Annotated in this window: 25 protein-coding genes; 15 read left to right on the top strand and 10 right to left on the bottom strand. The window is 42.1% G+C overall.

The window, feature by feature from the left end; all coding sequences use genetic code 11:
• Positions 1–40 precede the first annotated feature (40 nt).
• Positions 41–1,006, bottom strand: coding sequence for a M23 family metallopeptidase (locus tag D9X91_RS05385; protein ID WP_325050500.1), 966 nt, complete (start codon positions 1,004–1,006; stop codon positions 41–43).
• Positions 1,007–1,243: 237 nt separating this feature from the next.
• Here D9X91_RS05385 and lipA point away from each other — a divergent pair, with 237 nt between their 5' ends.
• Positions 1,244–2,164 (top strand): lipoyl synthase, encoded by a 921-nt coding sequence (gene lipA / locus D9X91_RS05380; RefSeq protein WP_121679561.1) that lies wholly within the window; start codon positions 1,244–1,246, stop codon positions 2,162–2,164.
• A 272-nt stretch (positions 2,165–2,436) separates the two neighbouring features.
• Here the strand turns inward: lipA and D9X91_RS05375 are convergent, their stop codons facing one another.
• Positions 2,437–3,174 carry a YhcN/YlaJ family sporulation lipoprotein gene (locus D9X91_RS05375; RefSeq protein ID WP_407644175.1) on the bottom strand — a complete coding sequence of 246 codons (738 nt, stop codon included), beginning with the start codon at positions 3,172–3,174 and terminating at the stop codon, positions 2,437–2,439.
• 105 nt (positions 3,175–3,279) lie between these two features.
• Between D9X91_RS05375 and D9X91_RS05370 the strand changes: the two genes are divergently transcribed.
• Positions 3,280–3,555, top strand: a complete 276-nt coding sequence (locus tag D9X91_RS05370; RefSeq protein ID WP_121679559.1) for a YutD family protein — start codon at positions 3,280–3,282, stop codon at positions 3,553–3,555.
• Between the two features lie 67 nt (positions 3,556–3,622).
• On the opposite strand, the gene D9X91_RS05365 is transcribed toward D9X91_RS05370, so the two are convergent.
• Both D9X91_RS05365 and D9X91_RS05360 read right to left on the bottom strand, forming a co-directional pair.
• Positions 3,623–3,931 carry a cytosolic protein gene (locus D9X91_RS05365; RefSeq protein ID WP_121679558.1) on the bottom strand — a complete coding sequence of 103 codons (309 nt, stop codon included), beginning with the start codon at positions 3,929–3,931 and terminating at the stop codon, positions 3,623–3,625.
• Positions 3,932–3,997: 66 nt separating this feature from the next.
• Positions 3,998–4,264 (bottom strand): DUF3055 domain-containing protein, encoded by a 267-nt coding sequence (locus D9X91_RS05360; RefSeq protein ID WP_121679557.1) that lies wholly within the window; start codon positions 4,262–4,264, stop codon positions 3,998–4,000.
• 131 nt (positions 4,265–4,395) lie between these two features.
• On the opposite strand from D9X91_RS05360, the gene D9X91_RS05355 reads away from it, so the two are divergent.
• Positions 4,396–4,833 carry a DUF86 domain-containing protein gene (locus D9X91_RS05355; protein ID WP_121679556.1) on the top strand — a complete coding sequence of 146 codons (438 nt, stop codon included), beginning with the start codon at positions 4,396–4,398 and terminating at the stop codon, positions 4,831–4,833.
• 102 nt (positions 4,834–4,935) lie between these two features.
• Positions 4,936–5,700 carry a TIGR01457 family HAD-type hydrolase gene (locus D9X91_RS05350; protein WP_121679555.1) on the top strand — a complete coding sequence of 255 codons (765 nt, stop codon included), beginning with the start codon at positions 4,936–4,938 and terminating at the stop codon, positions 5,698–5,700.
• A 63-nt stretch (positions 5,701–5,763) separates the two neighbouring features.
• On the opposite strand, the gene D9X91_RS05345 is transcribed toward D9X91_RS05350, so the two are convergent.
• The gene (locus tag D9X91_RS05345) at positions 5,764–6,255 is read right to left on the bottom strand and encodes a phosphatidylglycerophosphatase A family protein (protein WP_121679554.1); all 492 of its coding nucleotides are present in this window, start codon (positions 6,253–6,255) and stop codon (positions 5,764–5,766) included.
• 188 nt (positions 6,256–6,443) lie between these two features.
• Between D9X91_RS05345 and yutH the strand changes: the two genes are divergently transcribed.
• Positions 6,444–7,448, top strand: a complete 1,005-nt coding sequence (gene yutH, locus D9X91_RS05340) for a spore coat putative kinase YutH (RefSeq protein ID WP_325050499.1) — start codon at positions 6,444–6,446, stop codon at positions 7,446–7,448.
• 74 nt (positions 7,449–7,522) lie between these two features.
• Positions 7,523–8,482, top strand: a complete 960-nt coding sequence (locus D9X91_RS05335) for a 2-hydroxyacid dehydrogenase (RefSeq protein WP_121679552.1) — start codon at positions 7,523–7,525, stop codon at positions 8,480–8,482.
• A 40-nt stretch (positions 8,483–8,522) separates the two neighbouring features.
• Here the strand turns inward: D9X91_RS05335 and D9X91_RS05330 are convergent, their stop codons facing one another.
• Positions 8,523–8,780 carry a NifU family protein gene (locus D9X91_RS05330; protein ID WP_233569706.1) on the bottom strand — a complete coding sequence of 86 codons (258 nt, stop codon included), beginning with the start codon at positions 8,778–8,780 and terminating at the stop codon, positions 8,523–8,525.
• A gap of 125 nt (positions 8,781–8,905) precedes the next feature.
• On the opposite strand from D9X91_RS05330, the gene D9X91_RS05325 reads away from it, so the two are divergent.
• Positions 8,906–9,229 (top strand): YuzD family protein, encoded by a 324-nt coding sequence (locus D9X91_RS05325; RefSeq protein ID WP_121679550.1) that lies wholly within the window; start codon positions 8,906–8,908, stop codon positions 9,227–9,229.
• Between the two features lie 57 nt (positions 9,230–9,286).
• Here D9X91_RS05325 and D9X91_RS05320 read toward each other — a convergent pair whose 3' ends face one another.
• Entirely contained in the window at positions 9,287–10,354 is a 1,068-nt protein-coding gene (locus tag D9X91_RS05320; RefSeq protein WP_121679549.1) for an NAD(P)/FAD-dependent oxidoreductase, read from the bottom strand.
• A 297-nt stretch (positions 10,355–10,651) separates the two neighbouring features.
• Here D9X91_RS05320 and D9X91_RS05315 point away from each other — a divergent pair, with 297 nt between their 5' ends.
• Positions 10,652–10,888, top strand: a complete 237-nt coding sequence (locus D9X91_RS05315) for a YuzB family protein (RefSeq protein ID WP_121679548.1) — start codon at positions 10,652–10,654, stop codon at positions 10,886–10,888.
• A gap of 96 nt (positions 10,889–10,984) precedes the next feature.
• Here the strand turns inward: D9X91_RS05315 and D9X91_RS05310 are convergent, their stop codons facing one another.
• Positions 10,985–11,686 (bottom strand): DUF2225 domain-containing protein, encoded by a 702-nt coding sequence (locus D9X91_RS05310; RefSeq protein WP_121679547.1) that lies wholly within the window; start codon positions 11,684–11,686, stop codon positions 10,985–10,987.
• A gap of 185 nt (positions 11,687–11,871) precedes the next feature.
• On the opposite strand from D9X91_RS05310, the gene D9X91_RS05305 reads away from it, so the two are divergent.
• Complete coding sequence (locus D9X91_RS05305; protein WP_121679546.1) at positions 11,872–12,234, top strand: HesB/IscA family protein; 363 nt, start codon at positions 11,872–11,874, stop codon at positions 12,232–12,234.
• A 149-nt stretch (positions 12,235–12,383) separates the two neighbouring features.
• Positions 12,384–13,247, top strand: coding sequence for a hypothetical protein (locus D9X91_RS05300; protein WP_121679545.1), 864 nt, complete (start codon positions 12,384–12,386; stop codon positions 13,245–13,247).
• Between the two features lie 70 nt (positions 13,248–13,317).
• Here D9X91_RS05300 and D9X91_RS05295 read toward each other — a convergent pair whose 3' ends face one another.
• Together D9X91_RS05295 and D9X91_RS05290 are read right to left on the bottom strand one after the other, a co-directional pair.
• The gene (locus D9X91_RS05295; protein WP_121679544.1) at positions 13,318–13,959 is read right to left on the bottom strand and encodes an SDR family oxidoreductase; all 642 of its coding nucleotides are present in this window, start codon (positions 13,957–13,959) and stop codon (positions 13,318–13,320) included.
• A 170-nt stretch (positions 13,960–14,129) separates the two neighbouring features.
• On the bottom strand, positions 14,130–15,125 hold the full coding sequence (locus tag D9X91_RS05290; protein ID WP_121679543.1) for an NAD(P)/FAD-dependent oxidoreductase: 996 nt from the start codon (positions 15,123–15,125) through the stop codon (positions 14,130–14,132).
• Between the two features lie 380 nt (positions 15,126–15,505).
• Between D9X91_RS05290 and D9X91_RS05285 the strand changes: the two genes are divergently transcribed.
• From D9X91_RS05285 to D9X91_RS05270, 5 genes are all read left to right on the top strand, one after another.
• Positions 15,506–16,723: an NAD(P)/FAD-dependent oxidoreductase gene (locus D9X91_RS05285; protein ID WP_121679542.1), complete on the top strand. Its 1,218-nt coding sequence runs from the start codon at positions 15,506–15,508 to the stop codon at positions 16,721–16,723.
• Positions 16,724–16,830: 107 nt separating this feature from the next.
• Positions 16,831–17,322: an NUDIX domain-containing protein gene (locus D9X91_RS05280; RefSeq protein WP_233569701.1), complete on the top strand. Its 492-nt coding sequence runs from the start codon at positions 16,831–16,833 to the stop codon at positions 17,320–17,322.
• Positions 17,323–17,491: 169 nt separating this feature from the next.
• The gene (locus D9X91_RS22450; RefSeq protein WP_199738084.1) at positions 17,492–17,614 is read left to right on the top strand and encodes a YuiA family protein; all 123 of its coding nucleotides are present in this window, start codon (positions 17,492–17,494) and stop codon (positions 17,612–17,614) included.
• Between the two features lie 316 nt (positions 17,615–17,930).
• The gene (locus tag D9X91_RS05275) at positions 17,931–18,248 is read left to right on the top strand and encodes a YuiB family protein (RefSeq protein ID WP_121679540.1); all 318 of its coding nucleotides are present in this window, start codon (positions 17,931–17,933) and stop codon (positions 18,246–18,248) included.
• 191 nt (positions 18,249–18,439) lie between these two features.
• On the top strand, positions 18,440–19,153 hold the full coding sequence (locus D9X91_RS05270; protein WP_121679539.1) for a 3D domain-containing protein: 714 nt from the start codon (positions 18,440–18,442) through the stop codon (positions 19,151–19,153).
• Positions 19,154–19,162 lie beyond the last annotated feature (9 nt).

Raw genomic sequence — 19,162 nt, 5'->3', positions numbered from 1 at the left:
AAATCGGAAAGGTAGCATCCTGCAGCCAAATCAGCAATATTTATTTTTGATGTTCCCATAACCTTAAATATGGGTATGGATCGAATGACCATTCCGTCCGCCCGTTGTCCTTGTACATTCCATAGTGAAGATGCGGCGGAAATTTACCCGATGTTCCCGGAGGTCCATAGCCGGAACTGCCAACTCCGCCAATCAATTGCCCCGGCTTTACGACACCGCCAACTTTTAGGTCTTTAGCAAACCCGCTCAAATGCGCAAAATAATGATAAGTATTATTAATATCGCGGATCCCTAGTCGCCAGCCTCCATATTTATTCCAGCCTTTCATTTCAATGATCCCATAGCAGGTTGATCGAACGGGCACACCGTAATCGGCAAAAATGTCCGTCCCTTCATGAATCCTCCTGCCACCCCAGCCTCTTGCATCACCCCAAGTGTTTCGGTAGCTGTAATTAAAACCTTTTGGCAATGGGAATGCTTTTCCATCAAGGTCCAGTTTCTCGAATGTTTTATAGAGCTTCGCCTTCTCCATAATCAACCCAACCGCTTTATCCCGCTTATAATAATTCCATAATGCAATACGGATATTATATTCATGGACGCCATATGGAAGCAGGAATTCAGCTATGGAATACATTACGTCTTCGCTGTCATCCAAGCTGGCCTTTCCGTCTCCGTTCCCGTCGACTCCTTTTCCATCAAAAAAAGCGATGGTGGAAGGATTATCATCCTTTAAGTTTGGATTTAGTATTCCAGTCCAATCCTGTTCCTTAATATAAATCCCGGTTATTCCACTTGCCTTGGGAATATCCCTCCGAGCCAAACGAACGCTTCTTTCATATTGATCGATGGCGGCAAAATAATACCAAGGAATCTGGGTCAAGGCATCCATTTTTTTATAAAGCCCCATCCGTTGGGTATATACTTCGCTTTCTGCTTCTTGTGCAGAAGCTTTAACGGGCAAAAGGCAACTTAACAGAATAACAAGGATGATGACAGTTTTCAATTTATTTTCCTCCTCTCACTTATTGAATCCATACTTCTAGTTTGTGATGCCTTCGATTTTTCATAAATATCAATTAATGGTAATGGGATGTCCTATGCTTGTTTAAACATTTTTAGTATGTTAAAGTGACATGTGTAGGAAGACCTTTCACCTAAATATATTTTTTTACATAGAAGGGGACGAGCTTCTTCACTCTATTGCTGGATTGATAACAACTGAACGAACGGAGATGAAAGCATGAGCAAAAGAGATGAATATTTACGTAAACCTGACTGGTTAAAAATAAAATTAAACACGAATGAAAATTACACCGGCTTGAAAAAAATGATGCGGGAAAACAACTTGCATACGGTCTGTGAAGAAGCCAAGTGTCCAAACATCCACGAGTGCTGGGCTGTGAGACGTACGGCGACATTCATGATTTTGGGGGATGTCTGTACTCGTGCCTGCCGTTTCTGTGCAATAAAAACAGGTCTCCCGACAGAACTTGATTGGGGAGAGCCGGAACGCGTTGCCGATTCAGTGCAAATGATGAACCTCAAACATGTGGTTGTAACCGCTGTCGCTAGGGATGATTTGAAAGATGGCGGTGCAGCAGTTTTTGCTGAGACAGTTCGTGCGATCCGCCGTAAGAATCCATTCACGAGCATTGAAGTACTTCCATCTGACATGGGTGGTGTGTATGAGAACTTAAAAATGTTGATGGATGCTCGACCAGACATCCTGAATCATAATATCGAAACAGTAAGGAGCCTGACTCCTAGAGTCCGTGCCAGGGCTACTTACGATCGAACGCTTGAATTTCTTCGCCGTGCAAAGGAAATGCAGCCTGACATCCCGACAAAATCAAGTATCATGATCGGTTTGGGGGAAACCAAGGAAGAAATCATTGAAACGATGGAAGACCTTCGTGCAAACCATGTAGACATCATGGCCATCGGTCAGTACTTGCAGCCGTCGAAAAAACATCTTAAAGTGAAAAAGTATTACCACCCGGATGAATTTGCCGAATTGAAGGAAATCGCATTGACCAAAGGCTTCAGCCACTGTGAGGCTGGTCCGCTTGTTCGTTCTTCCTATCATGCTGATGAGCAGGTTAACGCTGCGGCAAAAGCAAAGCAGGAAATGGGCGAAAAGGAAATACAGGAAGCGAATTAATAAAAACTCCCCGGATTTCGGGGAGTTTTTTTATCAAGCCGGCTGCGCTTGGACGTACGTACAGGAAGTACTAGTGCCGGCTTTGCCACAAGGACGTGGCGAATTTAGCCGGCGTACCTTCATTGTCCAGCTGCGGCAGCTAGAGGCTAGAAGACTTCCCTCAGCACGCTTACGATAAGTCAGCATCGACTGGCTCGCGCCATCCGTGTTTCCTTTATCTCGCGGTGCTTCAGTCCAGTCTTTACGCCTCTGGAAGAGCTGCCTCCGCTTTTCTATTCCATCATGCCGTCTTTTGAGGTTGGTGTTTTTAGTTTGCTCTTTTTCAGTTCGTTGTTGTATTCGTCTTTATCGATCATGTCGTTAGTTTCGCCAGTCATTTCGTTGTTCTCGTTGACGCCGCCTTTGCTAAGGACGTGCCCTTGCGGGGAGCGTTCGAGCATGAGTTTGACGGTATCTGCTACGACATTATGGACATTATCCATATTCGCGTCCATGGATGCGATATTTTCTACATTACGCATCAATGTCGGATCGTCGGTGACGTATACATGGTACCAGCCCGGTACGACGGAAAGAGCAGTTCTTTTCACTTGATCCGCTACTTCATTGCGGGCTTTTTTCCCTTTTACGTCTGTTTTGTAAGCCATAAGCACTTCATGGTCTGTGACAAGGGTGGAGCAGTCGAATACATGGGGAAGGGAACCAACGTTCATTTTACTGATCGTGTCAGCTACTTTTTCCCGATCTACCGCATAAATATCCTTGTAATTCATTTTAGCTCCGGCAATGGGACTTTTTTGGTGGCGGACGTAGCCAAATTCTTCAGTCCGTTTTTTCATTGTATTCGTTTTGTTTTTATTATAAAGATCTTGTCTGTCTGTCACATTTATGGTGTTGCCGCTGTCATGGAATAAGTGATTGTCATTTGCCGCTTTGTGATTTGAACAAGCACTTAGAAGCGCTACACCCAATATAGAGGTGACAATGATGTTGCTTCTCAATTTTAACACCCCCTCTTTTACTAGAATGACCACAGTTTTATGTTTTTTTCTTAGTAATTGATGGGTAATCAGTTATAATTTAATGTAGGAGTATATTTTGAAGGTGGTGAGCCGATGATTTGCATAAATAATCAATGCTATGAAGTCATTACTGAACATCGAAACGGCTTCAATGAGGAGTCATTTCGCAGTCGATATAGTGAAATATTAACGAAATATGACTATATTGTCGGGGATTGGGGCTATGGTCAATTGCGGTTGAAGGGGTTTTTTGATGATCAAAACCAAAAGGCGAACTATGATACCAAAATTGCCACATTAAAGGATTATTTGTATGAGTATTGTAATTTTGGCTGTGCTTATTTTGTAGCAAAAAAAGTTAAGCAATAAAAAAATGGACTGAATTTCAAACTGGCTTCATGGCCTTTTGAAAGCAGTCCATTTTTATTAGGTACGTCTACTTATTTTCAGTATAAGGCGGCTCTTCATTTCGCTCGGGATCATCATGAGGGGGATGAGAGCCTGGCTCTTTCCTTGGTATATCCTGATGAAGCGATTTGAATTCATAATTGAACGCACTATAGTAGCGCTGTCCTTCTTCCCAAGGGGTCGATTTATTCTCGACGGGTGCTGCTTTTCCGCGGGGGGATCCATAAGGACCTTCGGGGAGGGTTTCAGGCACTAAAAAATTTCTTTGCGTTTCAACATTCGAAAAGTCGGAATAAGGAATATCTTCTTTATCCCGTTCACCGTTCTTTCTTTCCATGCTGTACACCTCCAGATGAAATGATGCTCTTATTATACGGAGGCGCTTTCCAACTCATACATCGATTTATATGATCTCGGTAAGAAAATCCTTCAATTCTTCTGCTTCGTCTTCACTTAATCGAAAAGCATGTTCCAAGTATCCTTCTTCGTCTAAATCATCCGGGCCAATGATCGCAAAACGATTTCCTTGTATATCCAATACAAGCTGTTTTCCGTAATATCTTTCAGAACGGATGATTGCCAAATCAAAGCGTTGATTTTCCCCCATAAAACTCACGAACCTTGTCTTTGTGTTTTCGATGTCATCATATAAATAAAAGCGCTCGCTCATAGTCGCTTTTCCCCTTTCCGTATACCGTTTTATTCTGTTCTCATCTTAACAAAAAAACAGCGGCAGGAAAACGAGAAGATATTATGTTAAAATAAGCGAGTAGCAACTGTTAAAAGGGAAGGGTGCTGACTGTGTACTTTGTCGATCGTCAACATATAGAAAATACATTGCGGTTTATGGAACAGCAGCTTGAACTGCTTCAAAAAGTGAGTGAATGTCAAAATGATATTGAAAGGGCTGCATTTGAAAGGACTTCACATATCATCATCGAAAGTATTTTGGATGTCGGAAACGCCATGATAGATGGATTCATCATGAGGGATCCCGGCAGCTATGAGGATATCGTGGATATTTTGAATGATGAAAAAGTAGTTTCAGATGAGATGCAGACGAGCTTAAAGGTGATTGTAGGATATCGCAAAATGCTCGTTCAGCAATATATCGAAATTGATCACTCCGACCTTAGCGAAGCATTTAAGAAACATCTTCATGCACTCGAGCAGTTTAGCGGGTGTGTGCGCACCTATTTATTAAGTGAACTAGGTCCAGTTTCAGCCTTTAAAAATTGACGCTTTCTTAGTTGAAAGCGTTTTTATTTTGTGAAGCGGATAGATTCCCTTGGTTAGGGGACATTTTCAAATACGAACATAATTGGAAAGGATCAAGATAAGATGAAAAATTATAAAGGATACTTAATAGATTTGGATGGTACAATGTACCGCGGCAAGGAAAAAATCGAGGAAGCGGGTGATTTTGTTCACCGCCTCAAGGATAATGGAATCCCATACTTATTTGTGACAAACAATTCTTCGCGTCGACCAGAACAAGTAGCTGAAAAACTGCAGAATTTTGATATCCCTGCAGCCCCTGAACAAGTTTTCACAACTTCCATGGCAACTGCAAGCTATATTTATGAACGTAAGAATGATGCGTCCATTTATGTAATCGGAGAAGAAGGCATCCGAAATGCATTGGAAGAGAAGGGATTATCTTTAGTCGATGAAAACCCTGATTTTGTAGTGGTTGGCATCGACAGGTCGATCACATACGAAAAGCTGGCACTTGGTTGTCTTGGTGTCCGAAATGGGGCTGTCTTCATTTCGACCAATGGTGATATTGCCATTCCAACGGAAAGGGGGCTTTTGCCTGGAAACGGTTCGTTGACAAGCGTCATCACAGTTTCCACTCAAACAGAGCCGATCTTTATTGGAAAGCCTGAATCCATCATTATGGAACAGGCGCTGGAGGTACTGGGTGTGCCGAAGGAGGACACATTGATGGTCGGGGATAATTACCATACCGATATCTTGGCAGGTATGAATGCAGGTTTGGATACATTGTTGGTTCATACAGGAGTCACTTCGGAAGAGGACTTAAAAAGATATGACAAGCAGCCAACTTTTACGATCGGCAGCCTGTCCAATTGGAAAATTTAATCGAGCAAGCCGGAAAAGAGGCCGTCCCGACACTATGCGGGACGGCCTCTCTCAATTAGTGCTTCAATCTGAGCGATGCGCCAGTCTGCTTGAAGCAGCTGCAGCGATGGCTCCAACAATATCGTCTAGAAAAGTATGGCATTTTCCACTGGACTTATCATTCAAATCTTTTAATATTCCTGGTTTTAGCTTATCGACATAGCCATAATTCGTAAACCCGATGGAACCGTATACATTGACGATCGAAAAGGCTAGTATTTCATCTACCCCATATAATCCTTCATCGGCCTCGATGATTGCCTGAAGCGGTTGTTCAAGCATCCCTTTTTCTGCAAGGATATCCAATTGAATGCCCGTTAAAATCGCATTTTGCACTTCTCTTTTTGATAAAACGCGCTCGATATTTTCAATGCATTCTTCGATTTGTAGATTTTCATGGTACTTTTCTTGAAGAAACATGACCAATTCTGCTATATCTTTGATTTCGACGCCGCGTTCATGCAGCCATTTGCGTGCGGTTTGTTCTGAAATACTCATATCCTTTTTATGTGTCATCTTCTTCACCTTTTCTACAAGTATTTGTACATTCACAATATGAATTTGTCCATCACGATAGAACTATATATATTCATTCAATTTTTTTCCCTTATCTCCTTTAAATATTCATAAATAACTTCAAGAACCACCATCACTTTCATATAAATAGTATTAAATAAGCCCATTTTTATTGAGGAGAGGGAATCATGTCCGAAATTTTAGAAAAACACTTTGACGTAAGACCCGAACAGTCATATTTGCTTGGAAATCAAACGAGGTATCTATCCAATGGTTATTTGTATACACTTGTCCCTGTGACAAATATTGAGCAGGAGACGTTGGTCGAATTATTCGAAATGTCCCAGCATTTAGCACAGGAAGGCGATCGCTATGTTTCTACATTTGTGCAGAGCAACAGCGAAAAGTACTTAATAACGGAGAAAGAGGTTGATTATGTTTTATTGAAAAATTTATTCATCAATCCCCCTAATTCTCCTAAGCTGGGAAGAAGACTGGCGAAATTCCATCAAAGCGGCAGAAATATTTCTAAAACGATTGAACATTGTAAGAGAATGGGAGAATGGAAAACGCTTTGGGAAAAAAGGATCGATCAAATGGAAGGTGTGTGGAACACGTATTTGCAGGAACGTCCTGATCGAGAATTTAATCGTGTGTTCATCGATTCATTTCCGTATTACTTGGGAATGGCTGAAAACGCCATTCAATATTTGGTCGACACGGAAATCGATGAGGAAACCCGTGACATTGATGCTGGAACAGTCTGTCATATCCGGTTTCATCAAAACACTTGGGGAACGCAAGTGTGGATCAAGGATCCGTTCGATTGGGTGTTTGATCATGGCGGCAGGGATATTGCCGAATGGATCAGAGAACGTTACTTGACACAAAATCGCACTTTCCAGCCTGATGTCCAGACCTTCCTTAGAGAATATCAATCAGCAGGTGAGATATCAGCATTTTCATGGCGTCTGATTTTTGCACGGCTGCTCTTTCCCATTCATTACTTCGAATGTGTAGAGGATTACTTTACAGCCTCATCCGAACAGTCGCAAAAGCAGTTGGAAGATAAATTACACAGGATGACAAAGACATCCCGTGAGTATGAACGCTTTTTAGGGGAGTTTTATAAAATTGCCGACGTTCCGCTGAAAAGGTTGAAGATACCTGAAATTAATTGGCTTAGAAGGTAGAACTTCCAGCAATGTTTACGTAAGCAGCCTTGTGATAAGATAATAAGAAAGACAACTAAAGGATTGAAATCGCTATGTACAAAATTGTTATCACGAGAAAGCTGCCAGAAAAAGCACTTGCTTCTTTGAAAAAAAAGTATTGCATCGATATGTGGGAATCTGAGGAAAGGGCGGCGCCGAGGGAGTGGCTGCAGGAAAAAATTAAAGGTGCCGATGCAGTATTGTCTATGTTGTCAGATCGTTTGGATGAAGAATTATTAGAAGGCGCCAACAGGCTTCAAGTCATAGCAAATCTTGCGGTGGGTTATGACAATATAGACATTCCTTTTGCGAATAAATCGGGTATCCGCGTCTGCAACACACCAGATGTATTGACCGAGACCACAGCAGATTTGACATTTGCACTGCTGATGGCATCGGCAAGAAGGATTGGCGAGGCCGCCCAATTCGTTAAGGAAGGCAATTGGAAAAGCTGGTCCCCCCTATTGCTTGCAGGGGGAGATATTTTTGGGAAAACGATCGGGATTTTCGGAATGGGCAGCATTGGTGAAGCTGTTGCGAGAAGGGCAAAGGGCTTCAATATGAAGATCCTATATCATAATCGATCGAGAAGAACTCAGGCAGAACAAGAGCTGAATGCGGTTTATACAGATTTTGACGGGCTGCTGGCTGACTCTGACTTCGTAGTGTGTTTGGCCCCTTTGACGGAAGAAACGGAAGGTGCATTCGGTGCAGAGGCTTTTCAAAAAATGAAAGCCACCTCTTACTTCATCAATGCGGCCAGAGGACCCATTGTCGATGAGAGGACATTGTACAATGCGCTGATAAATGGGGAGATTGCTGGAGCAGGGTTGGATGTGTTTGAAAACGAACCAATCGGGGCGGAACATCCGCTATTATCTTTGAAAAATGTTTTGGCTTTGCCCCATATTGGCAGCTCATCTATTCAGACGAGGTATTCGATGATGGATCTATGCACTGAAAATATTGATGCCGTACTGTCAGGAAGAGAACCTGTGACTGAGGTCAAATAAAAAAGCAGCTGGCCGTAGCCAGCTGCTTAAAATTTTTTTATTAAAATACTTGTTCGACTTCCACAACTCCAGGAACTTCTTCAAGAAGTGCGCGCTCGATGCCTGCTTTGAGTGTAATAGTAGAACTTGGGCAGCTTCCGCAAGCACCCAACAGGCGAAGTTTAACAACGCCTTCCTCTACATCGACAAGTTCACAGTCGCCGCCATCGCGAAGCAAGAATGGGCGTAATTTATCTAGTACTTCCTGGACTTGATCTGTCATCGTTTGTTCAGTCATTTCATATCGACTCCTTTCCATACTCCTATTATAATGACATAGAAGAAAAAAATCTATCGGTGAACTTACGATTTCTATTGTCAGCTTTTCACAGTTTAAGATTTTTTTCATTTTATGTACAATATGAATATAGGAGGGGATGGGGAATGAGAAAAGAAATTGAAATCCAGATTTATGGGGCAGAGGTCATCTGTGCGAGCTGTGTGAACCTGCCATCATCGAAAGATACCTATGAATGGCTTCAAGCTGCTATTTCCAGGAGATATCCCAATCAAACATTCAAGATTAGATACATAGATATTAATAATCCTCCCGAAGAAGATGGCTTAAAGGATTTTGCCTTGAGAGTGGTCGATGAGGACATGTTTTTCCCTGTTGTTCTTGTTGAAGGAGTCATTGTCGGTGAAGGAAATCCTAAACTGAAAGCCGTTTATGAAGAGTTTGAGAAGTACGGCTATACAGCAGGCTGAAACCTGCAAAGAAATAAAAAAGTGATTTTTCATCAATGAAAAATCACTTTTTTTATATCAACCGTTGTGGTATTTATACATCCATAATATGCCTGATTTCAAAAGTCGGGCGACCCTTCCGGTAACAGCTCTTTCATTCAAAAGCCCGAACCCTTGTTTTTTGCCAAGGGACCCAAGCACACCTTTAACTTTAATGCGAGGCAATTCTTCCGGAAGTGATTCGTTATTCCAGCGTTTTGTCAAGACTTGGACGATTTGTTCGGCCTGTCCTTCTGCCAGCTGTGCACTTGGCGCATGCGGCAGGCTTGCACAATCGCCGACAACATACACATGCTCATCAGTTGGAATGTTATGGTATTTGGAAAGAACGACCCTGCCGGATGGATCTTTTTCGACATCCATTTCCCTTACAAGTTCAACAGGCTGTATTCCCGCTGTCCACACGATCGCGTCGCACTCAATCGGTTCATCATGATTGTAGACGATATTCGGTTCAACCTTTGTAATGTTTGCATTGTTGACGATTTCTACGCCGTGTTTTTCAAACCACCCTTGTACATAATTGCTGAGTCGTTCCGGGAATGCAGATAGTATGACTTTCCCTCTATCAAATAATTTGATGTTTAGATCAGGGCGGCTTTCACGCAATTCGCTTGCTAATTCCACACCGCTCAAGCCGGCTCCCACAATACCCACAACCGATTGGGCAGGGAGATTGTTCAGCATTTGGTATGTAGCCCGGGACTTTTCGATGGATTGAATGCTGTAAGTAAACTCATCAGCTCCTGGCACGTTATGATATTTGTCCTCACAGCCTAATCCGATAATGAGGTCATCGTACGAGATGGCATCATCGTCTTTTAAAAAGACTTTCTTTTCCTCCGTATTCACACTTGTGACCTCACCATATTTGATTGATAATCTAGGGTGCTCTGGAAATGCCACCCTTACATGATGATCTGAAATTGTACCTGCGGCCAATGCGTAATATTCGGTTTTTAAACAGTGATAAGGAACTTTATCGATCAAGGTGATTGAAACATCTTCTGGAAGCTGATTCGGCAACAATCTTAGTAAAACTCGCATGTTCCCATAACCGCCGCCCAGCAGGACTAATTTTTTCATTGAATTTCCCCTCTTTTGCTATGGTTGATTTCGCATACATAGATGTTTTTTTAAAACGACAGCTTATCCACATGAAATAATTTGATGAAGAAAGCATTTTCAATGTGATGATTAATTCGTAGGAAAATTTTATTCCCCTATAGTAATTTCATAAAAAGTATATCGAAATCCATCGGAATTCACAACAGAATTAGGCAAAATTCTCGATTATCTGACATACAAATGATGGGAACGTCAATAATTGACGTTAGAAATGAAAAGTTGTAGGATTATCAAGTAGTAGTGAGGTGAAATGGAATGAAGCCTATAATAGAATTTTGTATTAGCAATCTTGCAAGTGGAGCGCAGGAAGCGCTTGAAATATTGGAACGTGATCCAAACTTGGATATTATTGAATATGGTTGTTTAGGCTATTGCGGCAAATGTGCAGCTTCTTTCTATGCTTTGGTCAATGGAGAAGTCGTAAGTGCAGAAACCCCAAAGGCATTGGTGGATGAGATTTATCAATTTCTTGAGGAGAACCCGATGTTCTGATCGAAGCAAGCAGCAAAGTTTATTTTTCCTGCAAGAAACTTTGCCAGCCTGATAAAATAAAGCGGCTATCTCTTTTTGAGAATGGCCGCTTTTTGTTCAACCGGATTTGGAGTGTCTATATTTTTCTTTCATTTCATGCCATTGTTCCTTTGCCAGCTCGATGACCTTTTTATCCATCGAATGCTGCTGTTTTTCAATGACCCTTGAGAAATATCTTACGGCTTCCTCGTTTTGATCCAATCTTCGATAGAGCTCAGCGATCATGTAGAGGATTCGCTCCTCTGACATTTGAGTCCCCTTATAATCATCCTCGGAATATGATTGAGTATACTCTTTTGCTGCAAGCCCCATAAACCTATTTTCGCAGTCCTTCTGTTCAAGGAGTCTGTACAGCCATGCAATCCTTAAATACAAACCAGCGATGGTAACTTTCTTTTCCCGTCTGTGCAAACCGCAAATAACGGCGAGTTTATATGTCGTTATGGCAGTCGGAATATCGCGCTGACCGCCGTAATCCCTTGGTTTCCAGGCGTTTGAGACTTTTTCGATCAACGCCTCTTTGATGACAGGGACAAAAAAAGTATTGAAATCTTCTGTAGAAGAATACCCGCATGAAGGACAGACATGGACATTATATAGTATAGGATTGATGGAGGCGGGGGCTTGATAGTTTGGACAAAAGTCGCTATCAAGATTTTCAACCTTAACGAAACGGGAACGGATCTTGGTTGTTTGATAACCATTTTTACATAATGGACAGGTTATAGTTTTTTTATAAAAAGGTGTAATTTCCAACACAATACCCCTCCTTTTATCCCAAGGCCCAAAGGCTTATATTATTTGTAATTATACATGATTTGAAGGTAAAAAGAACTAGTGGAAACAAAAGATGGTAACACTTTTTTTAGAAGTACAGGATTGTTGAGACTTACTTGCATAGGGTATATACTAGGGATAAAGCAAAGAATGGGAGGTGCATTCTATTGGATAAAGTTGTCATCATTACTGAAGCAGCAGCTTTTCATATAAAGGACATGATGAAAGAGAATGAAGAAGAAAATGCGTTCATCCGCGTCTCCGTAAATGGGGGAGGATGCAGTGGTCTTTCATACGGAATGGGATTTGCACATGAAAAAAATCCCGATGATTTTGAGCTCGATTATTATGGTATCAAGGTGCTCGTCAGCAAAGAGGATGCCCCGATCTTGAACGGTACGACCGTAGACTATAAACAATCGTTGATGGGGGGCGGATTTACGATCGATAATCCGAATGCCATCGCTTCCTGCGGATGCGGTTCAAGCTTCCGTACGAAGAAGAACGCCGGAACGCCGGAAAACTGCTGAATTTTTTGTTAGAAAAGCTAAGGTCGCAATTGACCTTAGCTTTTTTTGATGTGTGTATGGATGGTTTTATAGAAAAAGCTTTCACCAATGAATGTCACTTCAGCATATGATATGGGTGAATGTCATATTACGGAAAGGGGAATGAGGATATGTATGGGCATCCATATCCATATACAGCGTTCCATCGGTTGAACTCGACGGATGATATAAAACAGCAAAGATATAAATGGACAAAAATCACCTTTACAAATAACGCTGAGAAAGATGTTTTCATCGTGAAAATGGACAAAAATAGCGGAACGGTCATGTTTTTAAGCTTTCCTGAGCTTACACTCAATCAAGCCAATGTCAAAGATATTCAAAAAGTCAAAGCATTGGATAAACCGCCATCACCTTCGAAGCAAAAATCTTCGCAGCCATCTCAAGGTCAAGGCGGCGGGCAATCTCAAGGTGGCCAGCAACAGCAAAAGGGAGGTTCCGGAAGCCAGCAGCAGGATTACATGAAGCAGCTCCAGCAGAGCCTTAAACAATTCGGCGGCGGTCAAGGAGGAGGACAAAGTGGCCAGGCGGGAGGCGGCGGCTCTCAGCAGGGAGGGCAGCAGGGCAGTCCATTCGGCCAGATGTTTGGCGGAGGAGGCCAGCAAGGCGGAGGAGCACCGCAAGGAGGCCAGGGAAGTCCATTTGGATCGTTTGGCCAAATGCCAGGAGGCGGCGGGCAGCCTGGAGGGATGATGCCAGGTGGTCAAGGCAGCCCATTCGGTCAGATCTTAGGCGGAGGAGGCCAGCCGGGCGGAGGAGCACCGCAAGGCGGGCAGGGAAGTCCATTTGGATCGTTTGGCCAAATGCCCGGTGGCGGCGGGCAGCCTGGGGGGATGATGCCAGGTGGCCAAGGCAGCCCATTCGGTCAGATGTTTGAGGCTGAACGGTGGTCTCCAGGGTGGCTGGGCGCTTCTCCGACATTCATGGATCCAGTGTTCCCTAATCCTGGATACTGTTTAAGTCATGACTATTGATAATAGCAAAATGAAGGAGGTTGAAGACTGGTTGCTTCAACCTCCTTTTAAATAAGGAAAATATGTTGGTCTATAGTTCTTCCAACGCTGTATGAATGTCTACATCACCATTCAAGATTTCAAATGTTTTATGGTATACGTTTGGCGTAACAAGAGATTCGACAAGTACTTTTGCAACATTTTCCCTGGAGATATCGGTGTTTCTGTTTTCAATTTTTTCTTTTGCTTGTATTTTTCCTGTGTCGCTGTCATTTGTCAAACTTCCAGGACGGACGATGGTGTAGTTCAAGCTGCTCTCCTGTAAATGTTTGTCTGCACTTTGCTTAGCTTTCAAATAATGCTGCAAGCCTTCAGGGCCTGCATCAGGATTATCGGCGCCCATTGAGCTGAGCATGATGAAACGTTGGATCCCTTTTCTGCAGGCGATATCGACGGCTTTCTTCGCACCTTCTTCATCAATTGCCGTCGTTTTGTCTGGACCTGTTTTTGAACCAGATCCCGCTGCAAAAATGATGGCGTTGACATCTTCAACTGCATAACTGAAATCCTGTTCCAAATCGGCAATGATAGGTTTCGCACCCAATTTCTCCATATCCTCCGTCTGCTCTGTCTTGCGGATCATTGCCTTAACAAGATGCTGGTTGCTTTCAGCAAGCAGTTTGACGACATGCCTTCCTGTAGTCCCGTTTGCACCGATGACAAGTACATTCATTGTTCATAATCACCCTTTTTTTCAATTTGTCTCTTTTATTTTGTCTACCCTTGAGGGAAATAATTAAACTAAATGAAAGAATGGATGAATTCCTGTTTTTCAGCCTTTAACCATCAGATGAAAAGACGCTTCCTCAATTGAGGAAGCGTCTTCTTCTTTATGTGTCATATTTAATCAAACATAGAGGTGCTGTGCATCGGCTGCAGCCTTGCTTTCGGATCCATGTAGGATTTCGCGTTGTTTACGGCTGTAGGGGCTTCACCGAAACCACAGGCGATGAGCTTTACTTTTCCTTCGTACGTACAAATGTCGCCGGCTGCGTAGATGCCGGGGATGTTTGTTTCCATTTTCGAGTTGACGACGATGGAGTTTTTCTCGATATCCAATCCCCAATCCTTGATCGGACCCAAGGAGGAAATGAATCCAAAATTGACAATAAGTGAGTCTAAATCAAGGACGGATTTTTCATCTCCGCGGACTTCTTCGAGAACGAGCTGTTTCACCCCGTTTTCATCCCCGATCAATTCTGTCGGGACAAAAGGGGTTTTGATTTCAACTTTGGAATTCCTTAAATTTTCAACACTGTGTTCATGTGCCCGGAATTTATCACGTCTATGGACGATTGTCACTTTTTCCGCAATGGATTCGAGCATCAATGCCCAATCGACAGCGGAATCCCCGCCGCCGCATATGACCACTTTTTGGCCGGCAAATGAATTCAAGTCATCCACAAAGTAGTGAAGGTTTTTCCCATCATAAGCGGATGCATTTTCAAGCTCAAGCCTGCGTGGCTGGAATGCTCCATTTCCCGCTGTGATAATGACTGTTTTTGAATAATGGATTTCTTTGTCGGTTGTCAGCTTGAAGATTCCATCAGCTTGCTTTTCAAGCTTTTCAACCGCTTGTTCGAGGCAAGATGTCGGTTCGAATTTCTTGAGCTGCGCTTTTAGATTATTTACCAGCTCCTGGGCACGCACTTTCGGAAAACCGGCAACATCATATATGTACTTTTCGGGATACAACGCTGAAAGCTGTCCGCCGAGCGTGGGCAGGCTTTCGATGATCTTTACCGTCGCCTGTCTCATCCCTCCATAAAATGCAGTGAACAAACCGGTAGGACCTCCGCCAATAATGGTGATATCATAGACTTTTTGATCTTCTTTCAATGTGCTCCCTCCAATGCTAATCGAGCCAAAATTTCTTCTTTAATAATATCATATTAAGTTTTTGCCTTCACAATGAATTTGTTTAATTTTTAGAAAAATCAGTATTAAAGTCGGATTGTATCCGGTTTCATTTTCATAATATTCTTAAGTTTTATTTATTCCTATATATATCTTGAAAAAGAAAAGTAAAAAGAATAATATGTAATGGAGGCATTTTATAAATATTTTATGACATTTTTCGTACATTTTTTTGATGTTATTCGTGAAGTATATCACATACTTTGCGAATGGAAATTGGCACAAATAAAATTGAATATTGCAGCGGATGCTAATAGTATCTCAAGCACAAATCAAAATACAAAAAGGTGGAAGTGATTCTTTTGAGAAAGTCTAAAATTGTTGTTCTAGGCGCAGGGTACGGTGGATTAATGGTGGTTACCCGCCTTCAAAAACTTGTAGGTGTCAATGAAGCGGAAATCGTATTGGTGAACAAAAATGATTACCATTATGAAACAACTTGGCTTCATGAAGCTTCAGCTGGAACTTTGCATCACGATCGTGTTCGCTATGACGTCAGCAATGTCATCGACCGCAATAAAGTGGAATTCATTGAAGCGACTGTTGAAGATATCAATACGGAAGATAAAAAAGTCGTCCTTAATACAGGTGAAGTGGAATACGATTATTTAGTATTCGCGCTTGGTGGCGAATCTGAAACATTCGGCATCAAGGGATTAAAGGATCATGCCTTCACAATTACAAACGTGAACAATGCCCGTCAAATCCGTGAGCACATCGAATATCAATTTGCTACTTACAACACGGAAGAAGAGAAAAAGGACGAAAGATTGACGATCGTCGTTGGAGGAGCAGGCTTCACAGGAATCGAATTCTTGGGAGAATTAACGAACCGTGTTCCTGAGCTTTGCCGTGATTATGATGTCGATTTCCAAAAAGTCCGCATCATTTGTGTGGAAGCAGCACCAATGGTTCTTCCAGGATTTGATGAAGAGCTTGTTAAATATGCAGTGGCTAAGCTTGAGAAAAAAGGTGTGGAATTCCGCATCGGAACGGCTATTAAAGAAGCAACTCCTGAAGGTATCATGGTTGCCAAAGGCGAAGATGAGCCAGAGGAAATCAAAGCTGGAACAGTTGTATGGGCTGCAGGTGTAAGAGGAAGCCACGTAATCGAAAAAGCCGGCATCGAAAACATGCGTGCCCGCGTCAAAGTTCAGCCTGACCTTCGTGCTCCAGGACATGACAACATTTTCGTCATCGGTGATTCTTCTTTGATCATCAATGAAGAGATCAACCGTCCTTATCCGCCGACTGCACAAATTGCCATGCAGCAAGGTGAAGTCGTCGCACGCAACTTATCCGCGTTGGTACATGGCAAGGAAGAGCTGGAAACATTCACTCCAGACATTAAAGGAACTGTATGCTCACTTGGTGAAGACGATGCAATCGGTGTTGTCTACGGCAAAAAGCTAATGGGTACAAAAGCTTCATTCATGAAAAAAGTCATCGACAACCGAGCTCTATTCATGATTGGCGGCGTATCAACCGTTCTGAAAAAAGGTAAATTCAAATTTTTCTAAACCGAAAAAAATAAACTCAAAATAAAGGCAGAACACAGATGTGTTCTGCCTTTGCTATTTATTGGCCATGCACTTTAGTGACAGGCACCACAGGGGAGGGCTTGGATTTGACGAATTCGAAAAGGGGAAAGGTTTGGCTGGCGGTTTCGGGGCTGGTCATTGATGAGAAGGGACGATGGCTCGTGGTTAAGAAAAGATATGGGGGTTTGAAAGGGAAATGGTCGCTGCCGGCCGGATTTGTAGATGAAAATGAAACTGCTGATGAAGCAGTGCTCCGTGAGGTTTTTGAGGAGACGGGAGTGAGAGCCAGGGTAAAGGGCTTGATCGGCCTCCGGACAGGGGTCATCAATCATGAAATCAGTGATAATATGCTGCTATTTTCATTAGCTCCGAGTGAAGGCAGTGATGAGGTTTCTGTCCAAGAAAAAGAGTTATTTGAAGTGCGATGGATGCAGCCCCAGGAGCTGCTTGCCAATCCGGATGCTTCTGTCATCATCCATAAGCTTATACAGGATGATAGAGGAAGCTCGATTGAAATGATTGAGGGGATCAATCCAGGAAATCAGTTTGGATATACGGCATATAAACTATTTTTATAAAATTCTGAAATTTTGAGAAAAAAGCAGTTAAAATAAAAGAACAAGTTATGTATCCGTTTACATGAGCGAATCTCCCCGAAAATAGCTCTTTTAAAAAAATCGGATCGATGTTATATTATCAGAAAATTAAGACAAAACTTAAGGGAGATGAGCTTCGATGAGAGCGAAGATGGTTGAAGCAAAAAACAAAAAGTGTGAATATTGTTCAGGTAAAGGCTATTTTCAACTGATTCTCGGCGGATCCGAAACCTGTCCTTGCTGTTCAGGAACAGGCAAGAAAAATTCGTACTAATATAAATGCACTTAATGGCTGTGATCTTTCCCGCTTAATGAGGAAGGATCATGGCTATTTTTATTTAGAAAATGGCTGTTTTCTCAAAGGGTGATTTTGTCACAGTATTTTTTAAGGATAATTCATCTAACGGAGCGGAAGGTACGAGGCTCCGGCAGCCCTGCGGAAATCAACCATATTCCCCCTGAGCAACATGCTTTTCGAAAAGAGCCATAAAAAACACAATTTTCGAAAATTCGTCATTGGTTGGATGTTGACTGAATATGGAACATTGAGTACACTTAACCTTAGTGTTTAGGAGGTGTACGTTGTTGTCATGAATATAGCAATTTTGCTCATTTCAATGCTCTTATTTTTTGTCTTATTTTATGGAATCGGTTTCTTGTTGAATATGTTGCTTAGAATGACTTGGATCATGGCAATCGCATATCCGATTGTTGCCATATTAATTATTGATGATGTACCATTCATCCAATATTTTCGTAATAGCGGAGATTCTTTCTCACAGCTGGGTACGAAGATCACTTCACTTGCTCCGGCAGACATCCTCATATTGTCAAGCGGCCTGGCAGGTGCCATTTTTGCAGGGATTACAATGAGGATTTTACGGCAAAAAGGTTATCGCATGTTTTAAACTCACTTACATATAAAGTCAAAAACACACCGGTTTTCGGTGTTTTTTTATTGGTCTGGCAACGGATACAATTGGTATATTATGGTTTTAGGAAGTTTTCATTTTACTAGTAAAATATAGTTTTTCCTCCTTTTATGAATAATTCTTTTCAGAATGGGAAAGGAATAGTTTTGGGAGGAGTGAAAAATTATATGATTAGATTAAAGAGATGGACGACGCGCATAATCATGTCAGTTTTATTTATAGCAGCGCTTTTTTCTACATTTCAATCCGTTTCCGGGGTGAAGGCAGAAACACTTAAAGAATGGGTGGCAGACGATTATTCGCATGTTTCCAATAATGTTTTCAGTACTTATCTAAGTAATAGCTATAAAAAAATGGGACTTGCTTATAAAATGCTGAACCGTTTTGCTGCAGGGAGCACTTTGATATCTTCCAGCACAGAAGTAAAGGGGAAAGCGGCAAAATTAGAGGATCTAGATTGGTCCAAATTCCCGAAGAAAAAGGTGACGGCAACAGGATATACAGCAGGCTACGAATCAACAGGGAAAAATCCCGATAATCCAAGCTATGGCATTACCTACTCCGGGATAAAAGTGAAAAGGGATTTATATTCAACAGTCGCAGCTGATTTGGATGTTTTTCCAATCGGAACGATTCTTTTCATTCCTGGGTATGGATATGGAGTTGTCGCCGACACTGGATCTGCAATAAAAGGAAACAAGCTGGACCTCTACTATAAAACGGTTGATGATGTTTATAAAAATTGGGGTAAAAAGGACTTGGATGTCTACATTGTCCAAGTCGGTGATGGAAAGATCACCGAAAAGGAATTAATAGATCTGAATGAAGCCAAGTCCATGCAAGTATTTCGCCAGCAATATATAGACGCAAAGAATGAATAACTTTGATAT

The organism is Falsibacillus albus, assembly GCF_003668575.1.
Classification (GTDB): Bacteria; Bacillota; Bacilli; order Bacillales; family DSM-25281; genus Falsibacillus; species Falsibacillus albus.
The sequence above is the reverse complement of the archived record's forward strand: the minus strand, read 5'-3'. Positions and strand labels throughout refer to the sequence as shown.

Excerpts from the sequence above, each read along its gene's own strand:
- D9X91_RS05370 (WP_121679559.1), top strand. The coding sequence starts at position 3,280 with ATGATTTGCATAAATAATCAATGCTATGAAGTCATTACTGAACATCGA.
- D9X91_RS05335 (WP_121679552.1), top strand. The coding sequence starts at position 7,523 with ATGTACAAAATTGTTATCACGAGAAAGCTGCCAGAAAAAGCACTTGCT.
- D9X91_RS05275 (WP_121679540.1), top strand. The coding sequence starts at position 17,931 with ATGAATATAGCAATTTTGCTCATTTCAATGCTCTTATTTTTTGTCTTA.
- D9X91_RS05300 (WP_121679545.1), top strand. The coding sequence starts at position 12,384 with ATGTATGGGCATCCATATCCATATACAGCGTTCCATCGGTTGAACTCG.
- D9X91_RS05350 (WP_121679555.1), top strand. The coding sequence starts at position 4,936 with ATGAAAAATTATAAAGGATACTTAATAGATTTGGATGGTACAATGTAC.
- D9X91_RS05365 (WP_121679558.1), bottom strand. The coding sequence starts at position 3,931 with ATGGAAAGAAAGAACGGTGAACGGGATAAAGAAGATATTCCTTATTCC.
- D9X91_RS05325 (WP_121679550.1), top strand. The coding sequence starts at position 8,906 with ATGAGAAAAGAAATTGAAATCCAGATTTATGGGGCAGAGGTCATCTGT.
- D9X91_RS05270 (WP_121679539.1), top strand. The coding sequence starts at position 18,440 with ATGATTAGATTAAAGAGATGGACGACGCGCATAATCATGTCAGTTTTA.
- lipA (WP_121679561.1), top strand. The coding sequence starts at position 1,244 with ATGAGCAAAAGAGATGAATATTTACGTAAACCTGACTGGTTAAAAATA.
- D9X91_RS22450 (WP_199738084.1), top strand. The coding sequence starts at position 17,492 with ATGGTTGAAGCAAAAAACAAAAAGTGTGAATATTGTTCAGGTAAAGGC.
- D9X91_RS05345 (WP_121679554.1), bottom strand. The coding sequence starts at position 6,255 with ATGACACATAAAAAGGATATGAGTATTTCAGAACAAACCGCACGCAAA.
- D9X91_RS05330 (WP_233569706.1), bottom strand. The coding sequence starts at position 8,780 with ATGGAAAGGAGTCGATATGAAATGACTGAACAAACGATGACAGATCAA.
- yutH (WP_325050499.1), top strand. The coding sequence starts at position 6,444 with ATGTCCGAAATTTTAGAAAAACACTTTGACGTAAGACCCGAACAGTCA.
- D9X91_RS05315 (WP_121679548.1), top strand. The coding sequence starts at position 10,652 with ATGAAGCCTATAATAGAATTTTGTATTAGCAATCTTGCAAGTGGAGCG.
- D9X91_RS05320 (WP_121679549.1), bottom strand. The coding sequence starts at position 10,354 with ATGAAAAAATTAGTCCTGCTGGGCGGCGGTTATGGGAACATGCGAGTT.
- D9X91_RS05295 (WP_121679544.1), bottom strand. The coding sequence starts at position 13,959 with ATGAATGTACTTGTCATCGGTGCAAACGGGACTACAGGAAGGCATGTC.
- D9X91_RS05360 (WP_121679557.1), bottom strand. The coding sequence starts at position 4,264 with ATGAGCGAGCGCTTTTATTTATATGATGACATCGAAAACACAAAGACA.